This window comes from Vibrio sp. (genome assembly GCF_038138445.1).
Classification (GTDB): Bacteria; Pseudomonadota; Gammaproteobacteria; order Enterobacterales; family Vibrionaceae; genus Vibrio.
In genome coordinates, this window is the sequence record NZ_JAYQDQ010000010.1 from 1 (window position 1) to 20,945 (window position 20,945).

At 42.7% G+C, this 20,945-nt stretch carries 23 protein-coding genes; 12 read left to right on the forward strand and 11 right to left on the reverse strand.

The genetic code is table 11. The annotated features are described in order from the left end of the window. The first annotated feature begins 21 nt into the window (after positions 1-21). A complete protein-coding gene (locus AAFM34_RS04855) occupies positions 22-288 on the forward strand; it encodes a hypothetical protein (RefSeq protein WP_341660550.1) in 267 nt (88 codons plus the stop codon). A 141-nt stretch (positions 289-429) separates the two neighbouring features. Here the strand turns inward: AAFM34_RS04855 and AAFM34_RS04860 are convergent, their stop codons facing one another. The 3 genes from AAFM34_RS04860 to AAFM34_RS04870 all read right to left on the reverse strand — a co-directional run bounded on the left by AAFM34_RS04860 (position 430) and on the right by AAFM34_RS04870 (position 2,185). Continuing rightward, a complete protein-coding gene (locus tag AAFM34_RS04860; RefSeq protein WP_341660552.1) occupies positions 430-672 on the reverse strand; it encodes a hypothetical protein in 243 nt (80 codons plus the stop codon). Positions 673-689: 17 nt separating this feature from the next. Next, complete coding sequence (locus AAFM34_RS04865; protein ID WP_341660554.1) at positions 690-1,322, reverse strand: alternative oxidase; 633 nt, start codon at positions 1,320-1,322, stop codon at positions 690-692. Positions 1,323-1,609: 287 nt separating this feature from the next. Next, positions 1,610-2,185: a VOC family protein gene (locus AAFM34_RS04870; RefSeq protein WP_341660556.1), complete on the reverse strand. Its 576-nt coding sequence runs from the start codon at positions 2,183-2,185 to the stop codon at positions 1,610-1,612. A gap of 464 nt (positions 2,186-2,649) precedes the next feature. Between AAFM34_RS04870 and AAFM34_RS04875 the strand changes: the two genes are divergently transcribed. Next, entirely contained in the window at positions 2,650-3,657 is a 1,008-nt protein-coding gene (locus tag AAFM34_RS04875) for an LD-carboxypeptidase (protein WP_341660558.1), read from the forward strand. A gap of 140 nt (positions 3,658-3,797) precedes the next feature. Here AAFM34_RS04875 and lafA read toward each other — a convergent pair whose 3' ends face one another. From lafA to AAFM34_RS04915, 8 genes are all read right to left on the reverse strand, one after another. Next, positions 3,798-4,625, reverse strand: a complete 828-nt coding sequence (gene lafA, locus AAFM34_RS04880) for a lateral flagellin LafA (RefSeq protein ID WP_341660560.1) — start codon at positions 4,623-4,625, stop codon at positions 3,798-3,800. 213 nt (positions 4,626-4,838) lie between these two features. Beyond that, complete coding sequence (gene flhA / locus AAFM34_RS04885; protein ID WP_341660562.1) at positions 4,839-6,929, reverse strand: flagellar biosynthesis protein FlhA; 2,091 nt, start codon at positions 6,927-6,929, stop codon at positions 4,839-4,841. A gap of 31 nt (positions 6,930-6,960) precedes the next feature. Next, positions 6,961-8,088, reverse strand: coding sequence for a flagellar biosynthesis protein FlhB (flhB, locus tag AAFM34_RS04890; protein ID WP_341660564.1), 1,128 nt, complete (start codon positions 8,086-8,088; stop codon positions 6,961-6,963). Further along, the gene (fliR, locus tag AAFM34_RS04895; protein WP_341660566.1) at positions 8,085-8,861 is read right to left on the reverse strand and encodes a flagellar biosynthetic protein FliR; all 777 of its coding nucleotides are present in this window, start codon (positions 8,859-8,861) and stop codon (positions 8,085-8,087) included. The genes flhB and fliR overlap by 4 nt, the downstream gene beginning before the upstream one ends. Then, positions 8,861-9,130, reverse strand: a complete 270-nt coding sequence (gene fliQ / locus AAFM34_RS04900) for a flagellar biosynthesis protein FliQ (protein WP_341660568.1) — start codon at positions 9,128-9,130, stop codon at positions 8,861-8,863. Before fliQ ends, fliR begins: the two co-directional genes overlap by 1 nt. A gap of 12 nt (positions 9,131-9,142) precedes the next feature. Beyond that, positions 9,143-9,901 (reverse strand): flagellar type III secretion system pore protein FliP, encoded by a 759-nt coding sequence (gene fliP, locus AAFM34_RS04905; protein ID WP_371833250.1) that lies wholly within the window; start codon positions 9,899-9,901, stop codon positions 9,143-9,145. A 14-nt stretch (positions 9,902-9,915) separates the two neighbouring features. Continuing rightward, positions 9,916-10,284: a flagellar motor switch protein FliN gene (gene fliN / locus AAFM34_RS04910; protein WP_341660570.1), complete on the reverse strand. Its 369-nt coding sequence runs from the start codon at positions 10,282-10,284 to the stop codon at positions 9,916-9,918. Further along, positions 10,284-11,099 (reverse strand): FliM/FliN family flagellar motor switch protein, encoded by an 816-nt coding sequence (locus AAFM34_RS04915; protein ID WP_341660572.1) that lies wholly within the window; start codon positions 11,097-11,099, stop codon positions 10,284-10,286. The genes fliN and AAFM34_RS04915 overlap by 1 nt, the downstream gene beginning before the upstream one ends. Positions 11,100-11,597: 498 nt before the next feature. Between AAFM34_RS04915 and AAFM34_RS04920 the strand changes: the two genes are divergently transcribed. From AAFM34_RS04920 to AAFM34_RS04965, 10 genes are all read left to right on the forward strand, one after another. Next, positions 11,598-12,422 (forward strand): OmpA family protein, encoded by an 825-nt coding sequence (locus AAFM34_RS04920; protein ID WP_341660574.1) that lies wholly within the window; start codon positions 11,598-11,600, stop codon positions 12,420-12,422. Between the two features lie 2 nt (positions 12,423-12,424). Then, complete coding sequence (locus AAFM34_RS04925) at positions 12,425-13,756, forward strand: sigma-54 dependent transcriptional regulator (RefSeq protein WP_341660576.1); 1,332 nt, start codon at positions 12,425-12,427, stop codon at positions 13,754-13,756. Between the two features lie 13 nt (positions 13,757-13,769). Next, positions 13,770-14,126: a flagellar hook-basal body complex protein FliE gene (gene fliE, locus AAFM34_RS04930; RefSeq protein ID WP_341660578.1), complete on the forward strand. Its 357-nt coding sequence runs from the start codon at positions 13,770-13,772 to the stop codon at positions 14,124-14,126. Between the two features lie 3 nt (positions 14,127-14,129). After that, complete coding sequence (gene fliF / locus AAFM34_RS04935; protein WP_341660580.1) at positions 14,130-15,878, forward strand: flagellar basal-body MS-ring/collar protein FliF; 1,749 nt, start codon at positions 14,130-14,132, stop codon at positions 15,876-15,878. Beyond that, complete coding sequence (locus AAFM34_RS04940) at positions 15,841-16,860, forward strand: flagellar motor switch protein FliG (RefSeq protein WP_341660582.1); 1,020 nt, start codon at positions 15,841-15,843, stop codon at positions 16,858-16,860. Before fliF ends, AAFM34_RS04940 begins: the two co-directional genes overlap by 38 nt. Before the next feature lie 3 nt (positions 16,861-16,863). Next, complete coding sequence (fliH, locus tag AAFM34_RS04945) at positions 16,864-17,613, forward strand: flagellar assembly protein FliH (protein WP_341660584.1); 750 nt, start codon at positions 16,864-16,866, stop codon at positions 17,611-17,613. Further along, the gene (locus tag AAFM34_RS04950; protein ID WP_341660586.1) at positions 17,606-18,952 is read left to right on the forward strand and encodes a FliI/YscN family ATPase; all 1,347 of its coding nucleotides are present in this window, start codon (positions 17,606-17,608) and stop codon (positions 18,950-18,952) included. Before fliH ends, AAFM34_RS04950 begins: the two co-directional genes overlap by 8 nt. Positions 18,953-18,961: 9 nt before the next feature. Beyond that, the gene (locus AAFM34_RS04955) at positions 18,962-19,408 is read left to right on the forward strand and encodes a flagellar export protein FliJ (protein ID WP_341660588.1); all 447 of its coding nucleotides are present in this window, start codon (positions 18,962-18,964) and stop codon (positions 19,406-19,408) included. A 170-nt stretch (positions 19,409-19,578) separates the two neighbouring features. Beyond that, positions 19,579-20,547 (forward strand): M23 family metallopeptidase, encoded by a 969-nt coding sequence (locus AAFM34_RS04960; protein ID WP_341660590.1) that lies wholly within the window; start codon positions 19,579-19,581, stop codon positions 20,545-20,547. Further along, on the forward strand, positions 20,433-20,873 hold the full coding sequence (locus tag AAFM34_RS04965) for a polymer-forming cytoskeletal protein (protein WP_341660592.1): 441 nt from the start codon (positions 20,433-20,435) through the stop codon (positions 20,871-20,873). Before AAFM34_RS04960 ends, AAFM34_RS04965 begins: the two co-directional genes overlap by 115 nt. Positions 20,874-20,945 lie beyond the last annotated feature (72 nt).

Genomic DNA, 20,945 nt, shown 5'->3' on the forward strand with positions numbered 1-20,945 from the left:
CAATACCGAATTTAAAAGGAAATGATTAGATGGGGTTTACCGCCAGCTTACTTTTTTTTGATTGGTAAAGGGATAAAAGTATCGACACGCTTTCATTTGTTGATGGACTGTTTGGTGCTGGCTATGTGCGTGTTTGTCCCAGAGATGCTTTTCTTTATCTTACCTGCGATACAAGAGCATATTGCTATGGGTACCATGGTAATGACCATAGGTATATTTGCCGTTACTCTTACAAAGCTTGGCCTTATGGGGTGGTGGTCAACCCAAGACGAGCGTGAAGCAGTATAAACTACTGAATACCATAGATCTCTTACTCCATCTTTAAGGCCTAACGATGTGAGTTAGGCCTTAAACATATAAAGCATGGCTCTAGTGAATAACTAAAAACTATACTTGGCTATCTCAGAAGGGAATGCCTATTACATCAGTTTATGAAAATAACTTTTTAGCTAAGACGGATAACCATGATGCGCACCTATTTGGTTTAAGAGCTTGCATCTTTAGCGAGCTTATTGGCTCAGGGTATTGCGCGGCGCAGTCCTGCCAATGTTTTTCAATACTCTGAGCAGGTATAGAGGAGTAAAAAAGCTCGCCTTTTTCTGTCATCAAGTGTGAAATACCAACGGAAAGTCCAAATTCAGCTTCATCAATATGGTGATTGTTTACTGACATAATACCTCCAATACTTTTTAGCTTTGGTGATCTGGAAGGTCCTGAAATTTATAGGCATCGGCAATATCATGGTTTTTATCTCGATGCTTGGCCTCGTCTTGTCGGATGCACTCCAATACATCTAACAACATTGCGTTTTCACCCAACTGGTAATAGCGAGCAGCGATCTCTGGTGCGGGAGAGTTTTCAACTGTGCCGTCCAATACCTTTTCGATAAATTCGCTGTAGCTGTTACAGGCTTCTTCTTCAAAATAACCAACAATACGGTGTGCGGTTTTTGAAGAGAGAAGGTAAATGACGCCGTACACTAAAACGAAGAAGAACTGTATCAACATCACTAATGCACGTTCTAAGATTGATGGTTGAGTAATGCGTAAAAATATCATCAGATGCATTCGCTCGTTATCAGCTTCGTCAAGTAGCTCTTTTATCCAACCACCATCGTCCTTCATTCTGCGCAGTGCTTTGAGGTGATTAAATACACCAGCGACCATACCGGGAACGGCTGCAATAGTTTCAAGTAACATAGCTCGTCGAGCATACTTACCGCCGTAGAAAAGGTTTAATGTCTTTTTAAGCAGCTTGGTTACCAGCAGCGCAATCTTTTCTGAAATACTATTAGGTTGATAATGTTTATGTTCAAAGTTCATAGCAAAGTCTCCTATTCTGATAGTTAACTTACATGTTTCATGCCATGTTCTAATTTACTGAAAATAGGTGGTTTTTTACAATGCCTGGAGTCATTATGACACCTTCTTCATGTGTCATAATGATATGTTGAGTCAATATGACATTTTTGGGTTGTTCAAAAGTAAATCGCTAGAGTTTATCTAGGTGATAATTGATAGGAGAAGTGAGTGTGGACTGGGTCGGCTACGAAAAAGCGCTACTTGGAAAGTAGCGCTTAGTGTTTTTGGTCGTGAGTGTCTAAAAGGCTTTAACCGATATCAGTATGGCCTTCTTCAAACTCCCATTGGATGCCATATTTGTCGATAAAGTAGAAGTACCTTATACCACCTATGACCTCGACAACCTCGTCTTTCATTTGGCTATTACTTTCGTGCTCTGGGTTGAAGAAGTAGAAGTCATCTTTGCTAATTGGAGAGATGACAAATGGTTGATAGTCCTTATGACCACTGATCAATTGGGCGTCACTGATTGCTTTTATGCGGCTAAATTCTTCATCAATCCCCTCTACTTTGAGGCATATATGTCCAACACCGCCAATTTGGTGTGCTTGTTTATCTGTGTTTATAGCGTTTGCCCCTGTATCAGGGTAGTGATATTGCATTAACTCGATAAATATGCCGCTTTGATCTATCTCGATGAACTCGATTGAAACATCGACTTTATCGTGGTTATCCATAAATCCAGCAGACTTTGCGAAGCCTTCATTTTTGAAATGATCGAAGCGTTGAACGGGTGTACCTTTAAGCAGTGAGCAATAGTATTTTGATGCCTCATCAATATCCTCAACAACTATATTGATGTGACCAAATTTTTTTATTGCCATCATTGTTTCCTATTTAAGTGGAAAGTGTTAATCAGATTAACTTTATGCAAAGGTTTTGTTTTATTTTTAACCTAAAGTTAAATCATAATTGCGTCGTGCAATAAACTAGAATAAAAGATCTAATTAAGCAAAGCTAAATGATGAATAAATATCTGTAAATCTTGCTCTATATAAATGACTTTTTCTACTCTAAATATCAGGTGTTTACCTGAGTTATTGTTCACTATTGATATAGTAATTTGATGGCTTTCTTTTCTCTTATCCTTGTTAAAATGATAAAAAACAATGAATAAGCTATATTTTGGTCTGCACTTAACCCTGTTGATGTTCCGCCATTACTAAGATTGTGGCTGGTTACTTGGCTAAGTAATCCATTAATAATAGCAAGTTTATAAAACTAAAAATAATGGATTTGGTAAAGAGTTAAATAAAACATAGAACATAAATAGTAACGAGGTTTGTAAGTGTATAGAGTAATTTTAGTATTATTAGTTTTTTTTATTAGCTCATCCCCTTCATTTTCCGCCGATTACAAAAAAGTAGCTTTAGTCTCAGTGTCGTCTAAATATAATGTCCAAAAAGTAGATAAAATTAAAGAATCATTGACAGAATGTCACTACCAAGTTTCTACAAAGTACTTAAATCAATTTGTCTCAGATTTTGGCTATGTTGCTAGTGATAAATCGAGAGCAAAACATTTAATCGATGCCTTACTTGATGACGATATTGACGTGGTTTGGTTCGTAAAAGGTGGAGGAGGGGCAATGAATCTTCTCCCATATTTAGAGCAAGCACATAGCCAACTAGTCAAAGCAAAACCCAAAATAATTGTTGGTTTCAGTGATGTCACTGCGATTCATAATTACTTAAATGAGAAATTGGGCTGGAATTCTGTGCATGGTGTTGTAGCCAGTTTCAACACCAATGTGTTCGATACGCAGCAAGTTACTTCTGATGAGCCCAAGCTTCGTATCAATGATTTGGAGCCTTTACCAAATATTGGTCGAATTGTCAGAGATGGCATTGATTATGACCAACTACTACCAATGAACCAAGCTGCAGAGATGACTCCCGTGGAGGGAGTATTAATTGGTGGAAATCACACACTTGTTGCAGCAACTATTGGCACTCGATTTTCTCCAGATTTTAACGGAAAAATTTTGTTTCTAGAGGATGTGGGCGTGTCTTATCGCCAGCTTGATAGGTCGCTTCAGCAGTTACTGTTTTTGAATGATTTTAACGTTAGCGGTATTGTGTTTGGCCAGTATTTTCCTCTAGAAGCCGATGATGCTGACAGACTCATTTTTAAAACTGTGATTGCTGAGTTTGCTAAAAAATTCAACAAGCCGGTTTATTACTATCCAGCGATAGGCCATGGCAGAGAAAATCATCCACTGATATTGGGTGCTAAGGCTTCGTTGGTATGTGAAGATAATAACGAATACTGCACCCTAAAACAGAAAATAAACTGAAGAGACTTTATTGCCTGTAAGAATGTAAAAAAGCCCTCAAGCTTGGCTTGAGGGCAAAGTTACCTGAGGCATTCAACGGGTATGATAGAATGCGGAGTAACAAGTTTACGGAGTAAATATTAGAAGGGTATGGATGTCTATTAACGAAGTAGAGACATTGCCATTCCAGGTAGCTGATTAGTTTGAGAAAGTACAGTTGTACCTGCTTGCATCAGCATCTGGTTCTTTGTCATGTTAGAAGACTCAACAGCAAAGTCTGCGTCAGTAATACGACCTTTCGCCGCAGCTGTGTTCTCAGAGATATTCGCTAGGTTGTTGATTGTGTGCTCAAGGCGGTTGATATTTGCACCTAGTGATGAACGCACAGTGTTGATTTGGTCGAATAAACCATCAACAGTAGCGATTTCAGCGTTAGAGTCAGCATTAGAAGTAAGGTCACCAGTTGACGTAAAGCCGATGCCGCCTAGTGCAGCAGATACATCAACGGTGAGCTTCTCACTGCCCGATGCGCCGATTTGGAAATCAATTGCTCCAGCGAGTTTACCACCAGCTAGTAGCTTTTGACCTGCGCCATAGGTTGTTTCCCCCATAATACGTACAGCTTCTTTTTCAAGCTCTTGGTACTCTGCGTTTAGCGCAGCAAGCTCAGTTGTACCGTTTGTGCCGTTCGCACCTTGAGTTGCAAGGTCTTTCATGCGGTATGCAATGTTAGTCAACTCTTCTAGAGCACCGTCTGCAGTTTGAAGCATAGAAATGGCATCTTGAGAGTTACGCATGGCAACAGACATACCACGAGTTTGTGCTTCAAGTTTGTTAGCGATAGTTAGGCCAGCTGCATCGTCAGATGCAGAGTTAATACGCATACCTGTACTTAGGCGCTCCATAGCAGTCGTCAATAGATCGTTTGTGCTGCTTAGCGTGTTTTGCGTAACAAGTGAAGCGTAGTTAGTGTGCATTGATAAAGCCATCTTGGTCTCCTTGGTTGGTAACAATACTCAGATGTTGGCTTCAGGATTTCCCCTGGTCACTAACAAGAGGCGGACGCTGCTTGTTTGAAATTAATAAAAAATTTAACTTTCGATTAAAATTGATGATTATTAGACGTTTTTAGTGATATTCATTCCATTAATTGACCCATTCGGACCAATTAATGGAGGTTGAGAATCAATCGATTATTTCGGTTACCCTAAGTTTCCGACGATATTAATTTGCTTAGTTTCGGGAATTTCGTTGTAAGATAAAACGGCCAGACCTGCTGAAAAAGTACGTGCATACCTGGCAAGCAATGGGCGCAGCTGTGGCATGACAAGTAAAATAGGTGCTAGCCCTTGCTGCTTTAGTTGCTGTTTAATCAAAGGTAAGTTTTGCTGAAACTGCCCAAGAATGTTTGGCTCAACCGGAAAGCTATCTAGATTCACACTGCCGTTAGACTGTGCTTGCTGTAGTGAAGTCATCAGCATCTGTTCCAATTCATCTGATAAGGTATAGACCTTTAGCTCATCGCTGGTTCCTGCAATGAGATTGACTAAAGTTCGCCTTAATGCACAGCGAACATCCGCGGCCAGTAATATCGGATCTTTGGTTTTTTCTGATGACTCAAGCATAGTGTTGGCGATGGTTCTAATGTCTTGCAGAGGCACTTGGTCAAGCAGTAACTGGCGAAATACTTTAAGTTGCTGAGCTGGATTTAACGCTGCACCCAGAGCTTCAGCTAGTTTGGGGGCTTGTTGGGTGAGCCTTTGCATCATGGCATCAACATCATCGTGATTAAACAGCTCTGAGAGATGAGTTTTAATGACCTTACTAATATGGGTTGCAATGACTGTTGCGTCATCAACGACTTGATAACCCATATTTAGTGCTTTGGCTTTATCACTGTGTTCGATCCACACTGCAGGTAATTGATAGGCGGGATCGCTGCCAAGAATGCCATCTACTTCACCATAGGTTTCTCCTACGGCAATCGCCATTAAGCGCTGAGGTTCGATCAAACCTTGCTCAATTACTTCCCCATTTAGAGCGATAGTATATTGATTTGGCTTAAGGCTTAAATTGTCACGGATGCGAACCTCAGGCAGTAAAAAGCCAACTTGCTCTGAAAGGTTACGTCTTACGCCTCTTATTCTTTGGGTGAGTGGTGCGCCTTGATCTTTATTGACTAAGTGAACCAAACGATAGCCAAGAGAGAGAGAAAGTGTGTGTACGTGCGGAATGTCATCCCAACTCAGCGGTGTTTCATCTTGCTGCATTGCTTGAGTCATGACTTCAACTTGCTCAAGCTCGGGATCGTAAAAAGCAGCTTTGTTTTGTCGCCAACCCGCAAAAGCTAATGCCGCCGCGAAGCTAAAGAAAGCTAGGTGTGGCATGCCGGGTACCATGCCTATAATGAGCATAACGGCCGCGACTGTAAATAGTGTTTTAGGAGAGGCTAACAATTGTTTTTGCATAGTGTCTGATAGCGCGTTATCACTATCATTAATGCGAGTCACTATGATTGCAGCAGCGGTTGCAAGCAACAGAGAGGGTATTTGTGCGACTAGCCCGTCACCAATGGTCAGCAGGGCATAGGTTTTAAATGCTTCAGAGGCGGCAAGCCCATGTTCAAAAACACCAATGCTGATACCGCCAATAATATTGATGAATAAGATCAATAGACCAGCAATCGCATCACCCCGTACAAATTTTGATGCGCCATCCATAGAACCATGAAAATCGGCTTCATTGGCGACTTCTTGTCGGCGTCGACGAGCGCCTTGTTGATCAATCAGTCCTGCATTGAGATCCGCATCTATCGCCATTTGTTTGCCGGGTAAGGCATCAAGAGTAAAGCGGGCTGACACTTCTGAAATGCGTTCTCCCCCTTTGGTAATGACGACAAAGTTAATGATCATCAAAATGACAAAAATGACCATACCCACCACATAGTTACCGCCAATGACAACTTCACCAAAAGCTTGAATGACCTTACCAGCAGCATCACCACCATTATGGCCTTCAAGTAATACCACACGAGTAGAAGCAACGTTGAGTGTGAGCCTGAGTAGTGTGGCGACTAGCAAAATAGTTGGGAAAATTGAAAAGTCCAACGGCCGCTTGGCTGTCGTACTTACTAATAAAACCAAAATGGCGAGCACAATGTTAAAGGTAAATAAGGCATCAAGTAACAATGGTGGGAGAGGGAGGATAACCATCGCCAATATCATGAGTAAGACCAGCGGTATGCCGACATAGCCTTTGGTGGAGTTTTGTATCTGCGCTATCCGATTGAGCATGAGCGGGTGTCCTTGGGTTAATAACGGATGATCAATGTTGTAAGTGCTTAGGAATTGCTAAATAAGGTAAAGGCATCGGCTTTTCACCTTTGCCCGTTTTGAATGCTTTAAGTTGCATCACGTAAGTAAGAATATGAGCAATGGCAACGTATAACTGACTTGGTATTGCTTGTTCTATCGCTGTAGTGTGGTAAATGGCGCGAGTTAAGGGCGGCGCATTGATGATTTCAACTTGGTTATCGCGAGCCACCCTTTGGATATGCATTGCTGTTTCATCGATACCTTTTGCTACAACGAAGGGGGCATCTGAGCGGCTTAAATCATATTTGATCGCCACAGCATAATGAGTAGGGTTAGTGATCACGACATCAGCGTCAGGCACCATTTTGTCTATCTTTCGGCGAGCAAATTGCTGTTGAATTTGACGGATGCGCTGCTTGACTTCAGGTCGACCCTCGTTATTTTTAAATTCTTCTTTTAGCTCTTGTTTGGTCATTTTGAGCTCTTTTCCATGCTCCCACTTTTGATAAGGAATATCGATCACACCAAATATGAGAAGAGCGAGTCCCATCAATAATAAGCCGTCGAATAAGATTTGCATGACATTAACGACTCCTTGTGTAAGAGGCAGCCTTTGCATACCAAGCAGAGGCTGAAGGTGATTACTCAAATAGGCATAGAGAATAGAGAAAATAACCAAAACTTTAATAAATGACTTGATAAGCTCAACCAAGGAACGGCTCGAAAACATTCTTTTGATTCCCGTAATAGGGTTCAACTTACTCAGTTTTGGTAGCGTATTGGCCATTCGAAACATCCAGCCTCCAAGCACCATGGTACTGGCTAATGTTGCTAGAATAATGACGATAAATAGGGGAAGGAGTAAAGCAATGATCACGCCGAGGCTATGTCCAAGATGCTCGATCATTTGCATTGGATTTTCTAAATCTTGCCTTGTCAGGGACATATTAAAACGAAAGATACCGGCGATATTGTCCCAGATCACAGAGATTTGGCTGTCAAAGTATACAGCAACAACCAGAAATAGCGCGGCGGTCGTAAACTCTTTCGCTCTAGGAACTTGGCCTTGTTCACGAGCTTTTTTAATCTTTTGTGGTGAGGCCTTTTCAGTTTTATCTTGAGAAGAAGATTCGCTCATCCGCCCCCCATCATATACTGGTTTAGGAAGCGCAATGTATCGTTAACCAAAATAGTGTAACGACTTGGAACGCCGGATATGGAGATCAATACGCTGAATAAGCCCAACAGCATAGTCATAGGAAAGCCCAGAGCGTAGACGTTAAGGGAGGGCGCTGCTCGATTCATAACGCCAAAGCTGATGTTTGCCAGTAACATGGAAACAATCGCAGGGATAGCGAGAGCGAGTGCTGAAGCAAACATCCAACCAAAAATATTAACTACGCCTTTGAGTGAAGCAGATGTCAGCCCAGAGCCAACTGGCCATAGGGTAAAGCTCTGAATAAGAACATCAATAACAACAAGGTGTCCCTCTAAAGAGAGAAACAACAAGGTACTAAAGATTAAGAACAAACGACCAAGAATGGCGACAGACATGCCATTGACAGGATCGTTCATAATGGCCATACCTAGCCCCATTTGCATTGAAATAGTTTGGCCTAGAGTGGTAAAAATACTAAAGAGTAAATGGAGAATTAGGCCAAAAAACAGTCCCCAAATTGCTTGCTCAAAGGCTAAATAAAGCGATGTGAATGAAAAAAGGTCAACCGCTGGCATTGCAGGCATTAGAGGGGCAGCAACCACCACAATCGATAGCGCCAATAGGCTGCGAACCCAGACAGGTATCAGAGCATCACCAAAGAAGGGCATTGAGATAAATACTGTACCCACTCGAAAGAACGGCCACCAAAACTGACCAATCGTGCGTGAAATATCTGCAAAGGTAATATCCATTAGCCGATCATTCCTGGGATGTTATGGAACAAGTAGTCAAACAGTTCCATGATTTTTCTCAGCATCCAGTGACCTGCGAATATCACCATAAGAAGAGTGATCAGTAAGCGGGGTAAAAAGCTTAGAGTTTGCTCGTTTATTTGTGTGGCAGCCTGAAAAATAGCAATGCCTAGCCCGACAATCAGTCCAGGTAAAACTAATACTGCAACCATTAGGATGATTAGCCACACGGCATTGGAAAACAGAGTAACGGTCATTTCTGGTGTCATTATGTCTCCTTGCTAACCGAAACTGGCCGATAGGGTACCCACTGTCATGGCCCATCCGTCGACTAAGACAAAAACAACCAATTTAAAGGGTAAAGAAATAATCAGTGGTGACAGCATCATCATCCCCATTGCCATCAAGACGCTCGCTACAACCAGGTCAATGATTAAGAAAGGAATAAACAGCATGAAGCCAATTTGAAACGCAGTTTTGAGTTCACTGATCACAAAGGCTGGAAGAATGATGGCCAGTGAAATATCTTCAACTTTTGAGTCTATAGGTTCATTAGCAATACGCATCATTTGCTCTAAAGAGTTTTGCTGCGTTTGAGAGAGCATGAAATGTCTTACAGGCTTTTCTGCTATTGAAAAGGCTTCGACTAAAGATATCTGACCGTTATCGTAAGGTTGGAAAGCATTTTGGTAGATATCGGTCCAAACAGGTCGCATGATCAGCAAAGAAAGTGCCAGAGCAATACCCACTAACACCCTATTGGGTGGGCTCTGCTGTAGGCCAAGTGCCTGACGAAGAATAGCCAGCACGACTATGATGCGGGTGAAGCTGGTGGCCATAAGAATAAAGGCAGGCAGAAAACTTAGCGCAGTCATCAAAAGCAGAATTTGCAATTTAACGCTGTATTCTTGCTGTGATGCACCATCTGTAACAGATAGGATGGTTAAGCCAGATTCACTGGCAGCACAAGGGAAACCAATGAAGAGAGTTAACCAACCAATAGGCGTTATCCACCTCATCAAAGAAGAAGATTTAGTCATTTTTGTATAAGCCTTTACTGAATCGCAGAGGTAAGGGCTGAATCGACAACATCAATAAGTCTTAGGCCATACTTTTCGTTTACTACGACTACTTCAGCATGCCCCATTAATGATCCATTGACTTTGACATCAAGCGGCTCTCCGTTGAGTTTATCAAGCTCAATAACACTTCCTGAGCCAGCTTTCATCAGCTCACCAAGAGCAATATCTCTACTGGCGACCTCCAATGTGACTGTGACAGGGATATTTTTAAAGAAACTTAAGTCACGCTCTGGAGTGTGGGTGGTGAACTCTAAGTCTTCGTTGGGTGTTTCCTCTAGTTGAAAATCGTCGAAGTCCAATTCATCAGCATTAAAGGCTGGGATATCCGTTGACTCGCTCATTACAAAGATTCCTTATCATGGTTAAGAATTAAAACAAGTTGACCGTCATTGTCCGCTACAGTGCCGTTGAATAAATGCTGTTGCCCAATACTGACAGGAACCGAAGATAACAATTCAACGGGTAATATATCTGTAGGTTTTAGCGACAAAAGCTCACTAAGGGGCATGCGTTTTTGACACAGTAAAGCGGTGAGTTTTACTGGTGTGGACTCTAGAGATTGGCAAAAAGGAAGATACATGGACTCCTTAGGTTGCAAATCTAACTCTTGAGTCAAAGTATCGACAAGTGCTTCATCAAGTTTGATATGAATACTGCCGTGATGGTCGTCGAAGGTGATATTGATGGTGGCATAAAGCCCCGTACCTTGGGTTGGTTCAAATTCGCATCGAGTCCACATTTTCTGTGGTGCTAACCAACTTCCGATAATAGTCCCGACTTTTTCTTGGAGACGTAGGTCGCTGTTACTTAGCTCGCTACAGCTCCTTTCTACTTTTGTGGCATAGAAACTATCAGCAAGTTTAATTAATGTTGGACTGTCGATATAGGTGAATATTCTACCGCCTGATTGATGCTTAAATGTACTTATTAATGATTTTTTCATTTCATCTGCGGAGAAGGTGTGAAGTGAAACAACATTTATATTACATTTGATGTTATATGATTTTAGCCAGTTCTGAAGTTCATAGGTTAAAATATTGCACGAGTTTGATATTAGGCTATCCAACTTATCTCGAATAATGTGAATTGGCTTTCCTAAGGATTCAATACCTAATGTTTGAAAATCTGGAATAGAAGTATTTCTTAATCGTTCCATTTATATTTTACCATGTTCTGACAAAGTGGTTATATAATTTTCTACATCAATTTATAGTAATCTACATACATTTTTTTGTTGTAAATAAGTCTTGTTTATAAAATTTGTGATTTTACTCCATATGTTGATTTTAATTCCTAATTCACATCTTCTCATTAAAAATAAAAAAGGGTAGTTTGCAATATATGCAAATGATGAATGTCTTAATCTGATTCTTGATGCATAATGAATGTTTCTATGCAATTGGTTTTAAAGGGTTTTTATTGATTTGTTACATAATTGACGCATAAATGAACAAATGTTTAAGTTATTGAACTTAGAGGTTAAACCTTATGGCTTATACAGTCGCTCATACTAAATAGTTGCCAAAATTAAATGCCTCACTAATTAAATGGTCCTTAAAGAATAGTTATGAATATCGATGTCAAAAAAAAATATCTATTTCTTATTATTTTCTACTGTTCGTCCGCTCTAGCGAATTTTGAGCAGGAAGTTCCAATGGATGAAGTAAATTGGATTTATAAAGGGAGTAGCTTAAAGTGTAGTTTAATTTTTTCTAACCCTTCCTATGGGAAGTTTTCTTTCCGCTCAGAGGAAATAGGTAAGACCAATTTAAAAGTTAATTTCGAAGGAAATAATTATCGTTGGAAATATGGAAAACTATATAGTACTCCTGAGCCTTGGAATGACAATAATAAATCTAAGGGCATTGGCCATCATGTGCCAATTACAGATGGAAGGTTAACATTTAATCAAGATATAAACCTTCTTTTAGATAATATAAAGCAAGGTAGCTGGATTAAATTCAGTTTCAGCGGAAAACAAGCTTCCGAACTTCAATCATTATTACTGCCTACAACTCGTATTCAAAAGCCGCTCACCCAGTTTCAGCGTTGTCTATCCAAACTCCCCCTAATGTCCTATGCAACAGCAAGAGACCTTACTTTCTCTTTTTCTAAGGGAAGCCATACTCTTAATGATATACAGCAAAAGACCATATATGCCTTCTCTACCTACCTTAAAGCAGATGATGGTGTTACCCGCATTCTTATCGATGGATACAGCGACAATACAGGCTCAGACTTAAGCAATTTATCTTTATCTGAGCGAAGAGCAAATGCAGTCGCTAACGCTCTTTTAAATGACGGTATCTCGAAGACAAAGATACAAATACGATCACATGGTGTTCGTTACCCTGTCTCGAATAATGACACATTAGAAGGACAAGCGAAGAATCGTCGTGTGACCGTTAGGTTAGTCCGACATGATGAAAAAGTGGTTCCCAAACAAACTCAAATAATTAACGACATGGAAGAGGCTTAAAGATGACAAGCACAAGTATTTTGTTAGTCGAGCCCAAGGATGAATTCGCACAGCCGATCATAAAAGTACTCGATCAGTCTGGATATCGAGTGACTCATGTTCGCACAGGCCGCAGTGCATTACTTGAACCCGTTACTGCCATTACCTTGGTGAGTTCAAATTTACCAGATATGTGTGTGCGTGAATTCGTTCATTGTCACAACAAACAGCTAGGAGCAGGTGTTGCTATTGCGATTGTCGAGCAAAACCAAGGGCTACTTGCTGCAGAAACCATGAAAGCTGGTGCGACCGATTATCTATTACGACCGTTTGAAAGTTGCCAACTGATCAGCTTACTTCGCCGCATTGAAGTGGTAGGTAAACCGATAGCAAACCTTGTGGCTGAATCTTGGCGCAGTAAGCAAGTTCTTCAACTTGCACACAGAGCAGCCTGTACTAAAGCCAGTGTTTTAATCACTGGGGAGTCTGGTACTGGAAAAGAAGTTTTGGCGCGATATGTTCACCAGCACTCACCTCGGGTAGATGGACCTTTTGTTGCGGTCAATTGCGCAGCTATTCCAGAGTCGATGCTTGAGGCAGTTTTGTTTGGCCATGTCAAAGGTGCCTTCACGGGGGCAACTCAGTCGCAAAGCGGTAAGTTTGAAGAGGCGGAACAGGGCACTATTTTCCTTGATGAAATTGGTGAGATGTCACCATCAGTACAAGCTAAATTATTGCGCGTACTTCAAGAGCGGGAGGTTGAGCGTGTCGGAAGCCATAAAGCCGTCAAGCTTGATATCAGAGTCATTGCTGCAACCAACAAAGATCTGCGTGAAGAAGTGAAAAGTGGTCAGTTTCGTGAAGACCTTTATTATCGTTTAGATGTTTTGCCTCTGCATTGGCCTCCGCTTAGGGAACGAAGCGAAGATATCTTGCCCATCAGTCAATTTTTTATCAATAAGTATCAGGATGGTAGTCAATGCCACCTTTCTCACGATGCCAGAACCGCTTTGTGCCAGTACAACTGGCCAGGCAACATTCGTGAATTAGAAAACGTCATTCAACGAGCGCTTGTTATGCGCCATGGTGATTATATTACTGCGCAGGATCTTATGTTACCGATGGAGTTACTTTCCTCAGCACCGCAAGCGGCATCTCCACAAAGCATGGGGCATGTCGAAATTAAAAAGCAAGCAGAGTATCAGTACATTCTTGAACAATTGCGCCATTTTGGCGGAAATCGCACTAAAACAGCAAATGCGCTTGGTGTAACCACGCGCGCATTACGATACAAATTAGCCGCAATGCGTGAACAAGGCATTGATTTACAGTCAGCCCTTGGCTCGGCTGCTTAAAGGAGGAAAACGAATGGCAAGTCACCCTATCCACAATGCGATAAGCGCAGAGCAGTTGATGTTGTCCAAAATGGAAGCGATGCAATCCATTATTCAGCCTCAACCTGCTATCTCAGCGAATCCTCTTGATACGCATAATATCACATCGTCTCTGTCATTTTCCGATGCCATGGTGAATGTTCTTGATTCTGTGAATCAGTATCAATCACTCGCCAGTAAGAAGATGACTGCGGTTGAAACAGGCCAAAGTGACGATCTGGTTGGCGCTATGATAGCCAGTCAAAAAGCGAGTTTGTCCTTCGATTCCTTGATGCAAGTTCGTAACAAGGTTGTGACCTCATTTGAAGACATCATGAAGATGCCGGTGTAGCCCATGTCAGAATTAACCACACAAGTCGCCAGTGGCGCAGCACTTGATGTAACGAGTGCTGATTCCTCTTCGCAAAGAGGGATTCAAGATTTTACGGATAAACTAAAGCAGCTTTGGTCTAACAGCCAACGAAATTTAGTCTTGTCAGCGGTGCTAGCAGCCATTGTTGCCGCGATAATTGTGGTGGCGCTTTGGAGTTCAACACAAAGCTACCGCCCTTTATACAGTCAACAAGAAAGGTTTGATACTGGAGAGATCGTTTCTGTACTTGAATCTGAAGGGATCAATTACCGACTACAAGAACAAAATGGTCAAGTACTAGTACCGGAAGGAGAGGTTGCTAGGATTAGGATGTTATTAGCAGCTAAGGGTGTTAAGGCCAAGCTACCAACAGGCCTAGACTCGCTTAAAGAAGATAGCTCACTCGGAACCAGTCAGTTTATGGAAACAGCGCGCTATCGTCATGGTCTTGAAGGAGAGTTGATTCGTACCATTATCTCGCTCAATGCAGTATCCAATGCTCGAGTTCATCTGGCTATACCTCGCCAAACGTTATTTGTCAGACAAAATAGCGAAGCGCCTTCTGCCTCAGTTATGTTGGAACTTAAACCCGGGGAGGACTTAAAACCAGAACAAGTTGAAGCCATTATTAACTTGGTTGTGGGCAGTGTCACTGCAATGAAACCAGAGCAAGTATCAGTGATTGACCAGTATGGTCGTTTACTCAGTGCAGATGTTGGTTCTGCCGAAGCGGGAAAAGTGAATGCTAAGTATTTAGAGTATCAACGTAATGTTGAGAAGCAGATTATCCAACGCGCATCGGATATGCTGACTCCTATTGTTGGGCCGAGTAATTTCCGTGTTCAAGTTGCTGCTGATATGGACTTTAGTCAGGTCGAAGAAACACAGGAAATTCTTGATGATAGTCCAATCGTGCGCAATGAACACACCATCACAAACAACTCGATTGACCAAATTGCTTTGGGTGTTCCGGGAACTCTGAGTAACCAGCCCCCTGTAACCGGTGAAGCTCCAACCCATGATAGCCAAAACACGAACGCGCGATCAGAAATAAACCGTCAGTACGCAGTGGGCAGTAGCGTGCGCCGTACCCAGTATCAACAAGGTAAGATAAATAAGTTGAGTGTGTCAGTGTTGCTCAATCAAGCCGTTGCTCCCAATGGGCAAGCTTGGACTGACGAAGAGAAAGCACAAATATCCACTATGGTGACTGATGCAATAGGTATCTCCGCGGATAGAGGTGACACGCTAAGTTTAATGAGCTTTGGTTTTACTCCTTTAGCCATTGAAGCTCCGCCAAGTATCCCTTGGTGGCAAGATCCCACAGTACAGCAACCAATGAGATATGTGATTGGCGGTATGTTGGGTATGGCAATGATTTTCTTTGTCTTACGTCCTTTGATTCTTCACTTAACTGGTTCTGATCTTAACTCGCGAGAGCTAGAGTTTGCGGACCCGCAGCAAGACACCGTATTTGACGATATACAAACCCGAGAGGAAAGGGAAAGAGAAGAAGTGCTCAATCGAAAACTGTCTGAAAAAGGTATTTCCGTGTCATCTGGATTGGATATGGGACACGACATGTTACCGCCGGCGGGCTCACCGTTAGAAATTCAGCTCAAACATCTACAACTGATTGCTAATGAAGAACCTGAACGAGTCGCTGAAGTATTAAAACAATGGGTGAATGTAAATGAACACAGCAGAATTAAAGCAAAAGCCAATGCTTAGCTACGTTGAACAAACCGCTCTTGTCTTATTGGGAATGGGGGAAGATGCTGCCGCTAAGGTACTACGCCATTTCACTCGAGATGAAACTCAGCGAGTTACCAAGGCCATGGCCAAGTTAAGTGGTATCAAAAGTGATAGCGCTAATGGTGCTATTCAAAGCTTCTTCGATGACTTTCGTCAACACAGTGGCATTAGAGGAGCGTCGAAAGAGTATTTATCTAAAACCTTGCGCAAAGCCTTGGGCAACGATTTAGCGAAAGGACTACTCAATACGCTCTACGGTGATGAAATCAGTAACAACATGCAAAGATTGCAATGGGTTGAATCTGATGTGTTAGCAAGGTTTATCGCCAAAGAACACCCTCAAATGCAAGCCATCTTTCTTGCTTACTTACCAGCAGAAAGCTCATCCGCTGTTTTGAAGTGTATGCCGGAAGATGAACATGATGAGTTGTTATTTCGCATTGCCCAAATGCAAGACATTGACCACCAAGTGGCAAGTGATCTCAATGACTTGATTGAACGCTGTATTGAGCAAGTTTCTGTTAGTCAAAGCGCTCCATTATCGGGAGTCAAACAAGTGGCTGACATTATAAATAGATTTGAGGGTGACAGAGGATCACTGATGGAAATGCTCAAACTGCATGATGAAGAAGTCGTCAGTGAGATCGAGCAGAATATGTTTGATTTTGTGGTATTAGGTCGCCAACCCGAAGAAACAATGGATCGCCTCGTGCAGCAAGTGCCTATGGAGCTTTGGTCACTAGCGCTAAAAGGAGCCGAGATCCAGCTTCAGCTAGCAATTAAAAGCGCCATGCCACAGCGTATGGTTAAGGCGTTGGAAGATGATATGGAAGTTCGAGGAGCCGTACCATTGAGCCGTGTAGAGCGAGCAAGGTATGACATCATGCAAATGGTGCGTGAATTGGATGAAGCTGATGAGATAGAGCTGGTTCTTTATGATGAGCCCAGAGTGGAGTAAGCCATGTCACTAACCAAATCTGAATTTTTTGATGGGCCGGCGACCGATTACCGCATTCATCGTTTCCCGCCACTGGCAAAGCCTGTAGAGGTTGATGATAGTTTCGCTCTCGATGACCAATGGCAAGATCCGCAAGCTGAGCTTCAGCAAAAGCTGCAAGAAGGTTTTCAAACTGGTCTTGAGCAAGGGCATGAAGAAGGGCTTCGTCAGGGGGTAAGTCAAGGGCAGCAGCAGGGTTTACTTGAAGGACAAAAGGAAGGGTTTCAGCAAGGTTTTGTCTCGGGAGAACAATCGGGAAAGCAAGCATTTGTTGAGGCTACTAAGCCTGTAAATGCAATCTACCAGTCATTGTCCCATTGGCAGGCGGAACGAGAGCAGCAGCAAAGGCATGTTATTTGTGAACTGGTGCAAAAAGTGGCTCAACAAGTGATTCGCGCAGAGCTAACCCTCATGCCGCAGCAGATTTTGTCCTTAGTGGATGAAACCCTTGAAGCGATGCCAGGCAAGACAGAAAAGGTCACGGTTCATCTTAATCCACAAGACTTAGAACGACTTGAAGATATTAATTCAGAACTTGCTAAAGAATGGAAATTGGTGGCAAATCCCGATCTGCAACCGGGAGGATGCCATCTAGTGACCGAGGAGGCAGAAGCTGACGCAAGTTGTGACTCAAGGCTGCAAGCTTGTATGGATAATGTTAAGCAACATTTGCTTGATGAGGTGACTCAAGTAAGCGACGAGGCTCATGACTAACACACAAGCATTTGAATTACTCTGTGAGCGTACTAATGAAGCGATAGCGTCGCTTGACTCGATTCCTGTAGCGAGAGTGACGGGGAGATTAGTCAAGGTCACAGGCAACATGCTGCAAGCAGTAGGCTGCCGCTTCAAGCTTGAGCAGCGCTGCCTAGTGGAAACATCCGATGGCGATATGATAGAAGCGCAGGTGGTTGGTTTTGACCATGCCATTGCTTTTTTAATGCCGATACGCCGTCTTGGTGGCTTATTTGCTGGAGCAAAAGTGATCCCATTGGATGGCGACAGTACTGTTGAATTAGGGGATCATTGGCTAGGACGCGTAGTTAATGGTTTAGGCGAGGCATTGGATGATGGCCCAGTGTTGCGCGGTGGCGATCGGGTTTCCTTAGAGTCTAAGGTGGTTAATCCGCTCAAACGTCGCCCCGTTGATTCTCCCTTGGATATAGGCGTGCGAGCGATCAATGGATTACTCACTGTCGGTAAAGGTCAAAGGATTGGCTTAATGGCGGGTAGTGGTGTTGGCAAAAGTGTGCTGCTCGGAATGATGGCTAAAAATACCGCTGCCGATGTTGTAGTGGTTGGCTTGATAGGTGAGCGCGGGCGTGAAGTGCGAGAGTTTATTGAAACTAACCTAAGCATAGAGGCTCGCAGCAAAGCCATTGTTATTGCAGCCCCAGCAGATGACTCACCGCTAATGCGACTCAGAGCGACATTATTGTGCCATCGAGTTGCCGAATATTATCGTGACAAGGGTAAGGATGTGCTGTTGATGATGGATTCTCTCACTCGCTATGCGATGGCGCAGCGAGAGATTGCTTTGTCATTGGGTGAGCCTCCGGCGACTCGAGGCTACCCACCTTCTGTTTTTAACGCTTTACCTCAGTTGCTTGAACGTTCTGGGAATGGAGAAAACCAAGCAGGTAGCTTAACTGCGATTTATACCATTCTTGCGGCAGGAGATGATCAACAAGATCCTGTGGTTGACTCAGCGCGAGCGATCTTAGATGGCCATGTCGTTTTATCGAGAAAATTGGCAGAGCAGGGACATTATCCCGCAATCGATATTGGTGCTTCCATTAGCCGATGTATGGCGTCGTGTGTTGCCAAAAAGCATTTAGCGTTAGCGAGTGAGTTTAGACAAGCCTACTCAGGTTATCTTGAAGTAAAAGACCTGATTCCACTGGGCGGTTACCAGCCGGGTCAGGACCTTAAGTTAGACAGCTTTGTTGCTTTGCAGCCAAGACTCACGGCCTACCTCAAGCAAGAATATGACTCTTCGGCTGGGTTTACAGATAGCTTGGCAGAGTTGGCGCAGATTTTTCAATCACCATAGGGGAAGTACATGCAACCAAAGCAAAGGGCGATAAGTAGATTTTGCGCATTAACGCAGAAGCAGCGCGATGCTATGTCAGTGCAACTTGACACACTTCGCCAGCAAACTGACCAAACATTTTTGCAGATAGAGCAGTTGCAAGACTTGAAGAAGCAAACTCGTTCCCAAGGGGGAATTCATTCCGGCTTTCATCGGGAGACGCTACTCAACCAATGTCGAGTGGAAGGAATGTTAAGCAAGATGATTGACCATCAAAAGCATGAACTCCAACTCATGCATGCTCAATACCATTCATTAAAAGGTTTACTTGAGAAAAAACACCTTAAAGTTAAAGGTCTTGAGAGCAAGTTAGATGACTGGCAACGTGAGCAAAGGCTAGTGGCGCAGAAAAACGAAGAGCTGATCCTTGAAGAAATGGTGAATAATCTTGCTGCCCGAAAAGTGCTAGAGGTTTAGATAACAGAAAGGCGGCACTTCCCCATTCGAGATTAAACAGTGTTTGAGTCTCTGGAATGCAGATTCAGATTTCTAAACAATACACTTTTTCTAAAGACCAGTATTGGTAGAGTAACAAATCAATCCAAGGTGATAAAACCCAGTGATGGTACGTTGCGATAGAGGATGTTATGCAGCCTACTCATTTTACAGTTATTGTTCCGAGTCAAAAAGGAACGCGCTTTTTCTATTTTTCTCGGCGGACAGTGGCGGCTGTTAAGTACGGACTTGTACTTTTTATGATGGTTATTGCTGGCTTAGTTACTGCCATTTCGCTACTTGTGGGTGATGTATCCGAATCAAACCAAGAGAAAACCAAGTTGATTCATCAAGCGCAATCTCTGGAAAATGCATTGAGTCGCTCTCATGCTTCTCAAGACGAGCTTGAGATTCATTTGCAAAGGAAGCAGCAAGACCTTAGCTATGTAGCGGATAAGTTGAGCGAGATTGAGTCAACTTTAGCTCTATCTGATGACTCTTTTAACCTAAGAGACAGAGTAGACAGTGTCGCGTTGTCCACTGCTGTTCGTCACCAAATGATGCAATTGGTACCCAATGGGCCCCCAGTTAAAACAGGCTACCTTTCATCGCATTACGGGTACCGTCTTCATCCCGTGTCCAAGAAAAAAGCGATGCATCACGGCATTGATTATGCGGTCAATGTGGGTACGCCAATTTATGCGCCTGCGGATGGCGTAATCGAAGTGGTCAGAAAGAGTAATAAAGGGTCGGGAAATTTTCTTCGTGTGACTCACTCTTTCGGTTTTGCCTCTTCGTATTCGCATTTGAGTGCCTTTAAGGTCAAGCGTGGCGATTATGTAAAAAAGGGCCAATTAATTGGCTTAACGGGGAACTCAGGGTTATCAACGGGCTATCACCTTCACTATGAGATTCGTTTGGTAGGGCGCTCTTTAGATCCTTTGCCTTTTACCAAGTGGAAAATGAATAACTTCGATGCAATGTTTGAATCAAACGAGGATGTACAATGGGATTACTTAGTAAACAGAATAGAGAATCAAATGGCCACGGCTCTCAGACTGTCATCGCAGAGGGCACCTTTATCGAAGGACAACTCAAGCTTACTTGTCACATCCAGATAGATGGTCAAATCAAGGGTAACATAGAGACAGATAAGTGCGTGACCATAAGTGCATCTGGCTTGGTAGAAGGCTCAATTCGTTGTGATTGCCTAATTGTTAACGGCCGCTTTGTCGGTAAAGTGTACTCTAAGAGTTTACAAATACTTGAACATGGTTATCTAGAGGGAGAAGTGTCAGCGACCGAGTTTACGATTGAGAAAGGGGGCGTGTTTTTAGGTAGCTCAAAGAATATCAAAACGGAAGAAGTTGTGCCTTTAGATAGCGTGAAAAAACGTGATAAATCCTCTTCAGCAAAACCTCAAAAAGCGGCTGAAAAATACGCTTGATGGCAATACCAACAGAAATAGAAAAAACCGTGTGCAGGCAACACGGTTTTTTACTTTTTGATAAGTTTATTT

Bases quoted from the DNA above. Each gene is read 5' to 3' on its own strand.
- AAFM34_RS04855 (WP_341660550.1), top strand. From the start codon at position 22: ATGATTAGATGGGGTTTACCGCCAGCTTACTTTTTTTTGATTGGTAAA.
- AAFM34_RS04860 (WP_341660552.1), bottom strand. From the start codon at position 672: ATGTCAGTAAACAATCACCATATTGATGAAGCTGAATTTGGACTTTCC.
- AAFM34_RS04865 (WP_341660554.1), bottom strand. From the start codon at position 1,322: ATGAACTTTGAACATAAACATTATCAACCTAATAGTATTTCAGAAAAG.
- AAFM34_RS04870 (WP_341660556.1), bottom strand. From the start codon at position 2,185: ATGGCAATAAAAAAATTTGGTCACATCAATATAGTTGTTGAGGATATT.
- lafA (WP_341660560.1), bottom strand. From the start codon at position 4,625: ATGGCTTTATCAATGCACACTAACTACGCTTCACTTGTTACGCAAAAC.
- flhA (WP_341660562.1), bottom strand. From the start codon at position 6,929: ATGCTCAATCGGATAGCGCAGATACAAAACTCCACCAAAGGCTATGTC.
- flhB (WP_341660564.1), bottom strand. From the start codon at position 8,088: ATGAGCGAATCTTCTTCTCAAGATAAAACTGAAAAGGCCTCACCACAA.
- fliR (WP_341660566.1), bottom strand. From the start codon at position 8,861: ATGGATATTACCTTTGCAGATATTTCACGCACGATTGGTCAGTTTTGG.
- fliQ (WP_341660568.1), bottom strand. From the start codon at position 9,130: ATGACACCAGAAATGACCGTTACTCTGTTTTCCAATGCCGTGTGGCTA.
- fliP (WP_371833250.1), bottom strand. From the start codon at position 9,901: ATGACTAAATCTTCTTCTTTGATGAGGTGGATAACGCCTATTGGTTGG.
- fliN (WP_341660570.1), bottom strand. From the start codon at position 10,284: ATGAGCGAGTCAACGGATATCCCAGCCTTTAATGCTGATGAATTGGAC.
- AAFM34_RS04915 (WP_341660572.1), bottom strand. From the start codon at position 11,099: ATGGAACGATTAAGAAATACTTCTATTCCAGATTTTCAAACATTAGGT.
- AAFM34_RS04920 (WP_341660574.1), top strand. From the start codon at position 11,598: ATGGATGAAGTAAATTGGATTTATAAAGGGAGTAGCTTAAAGTGTAGT.
- AAFM34_RS04925 (WP_341660576.1), top strand. From the start codon at position 12,425: ATGACAAGCACAAGTATTTTGTTAGTCGAGCCCAAGGATGAATTCGCA.
- fliE (WP_341660578.1), top strand. From the start codon at position 13,770: ATGGCAAGTCACCCTATCCACAATGCGATAAGCGCAGAGCAGTTGATG.
- fliF (WP_341660580.1), top strand. From the start codon at position 14,130: ATGTCAGAATTAACCACACAAGTCGCCAGTGGCGCAGCACTTGATGTA.
- AAFM34_RS04940 (WP_341660582.1), top strand. From the start codon at position 15,841: ATGAACACAGCAGAATTAAAGCAAAAGCCAATGCTTAGCTACGTTGAA.
- fliH (WP_341660584.1), top strand. From the start codon at position 16,864: ATGTCACTAACCAAATCTGAATTTTTTGATGGGCCGGCGACCGATTAC.
- AAFM34_RS04950 (WP_341660586.1), top strand. From the start codon at position 17,606: ATGACTAACACACAAGCATTTGAATTACTCTGTGAGCGTACTAATGAA.
- AAFM34_RS04955 (WP_341660588.1), top strand. From the start codon at position 18,962: ATGCAACCAAAGCAAAGGGCGATAAGTAGATTTTGCGCATTAACGCAG.
- AAFM34_RS04960 (WP_341660590.1), top strand. From the start codon at position 19,579: ATGCAGCCTACTCATTTTACAGTTATTGTTCCGAGTCAAAAAGGAACG.
- AAFM34_RS04965 (WP_341660592.1), top strand. From the start codon at position 20,433: ATGGGATTACTTAGTAAACAGAATAGAGAATCAAATGGCCACGGCTCT.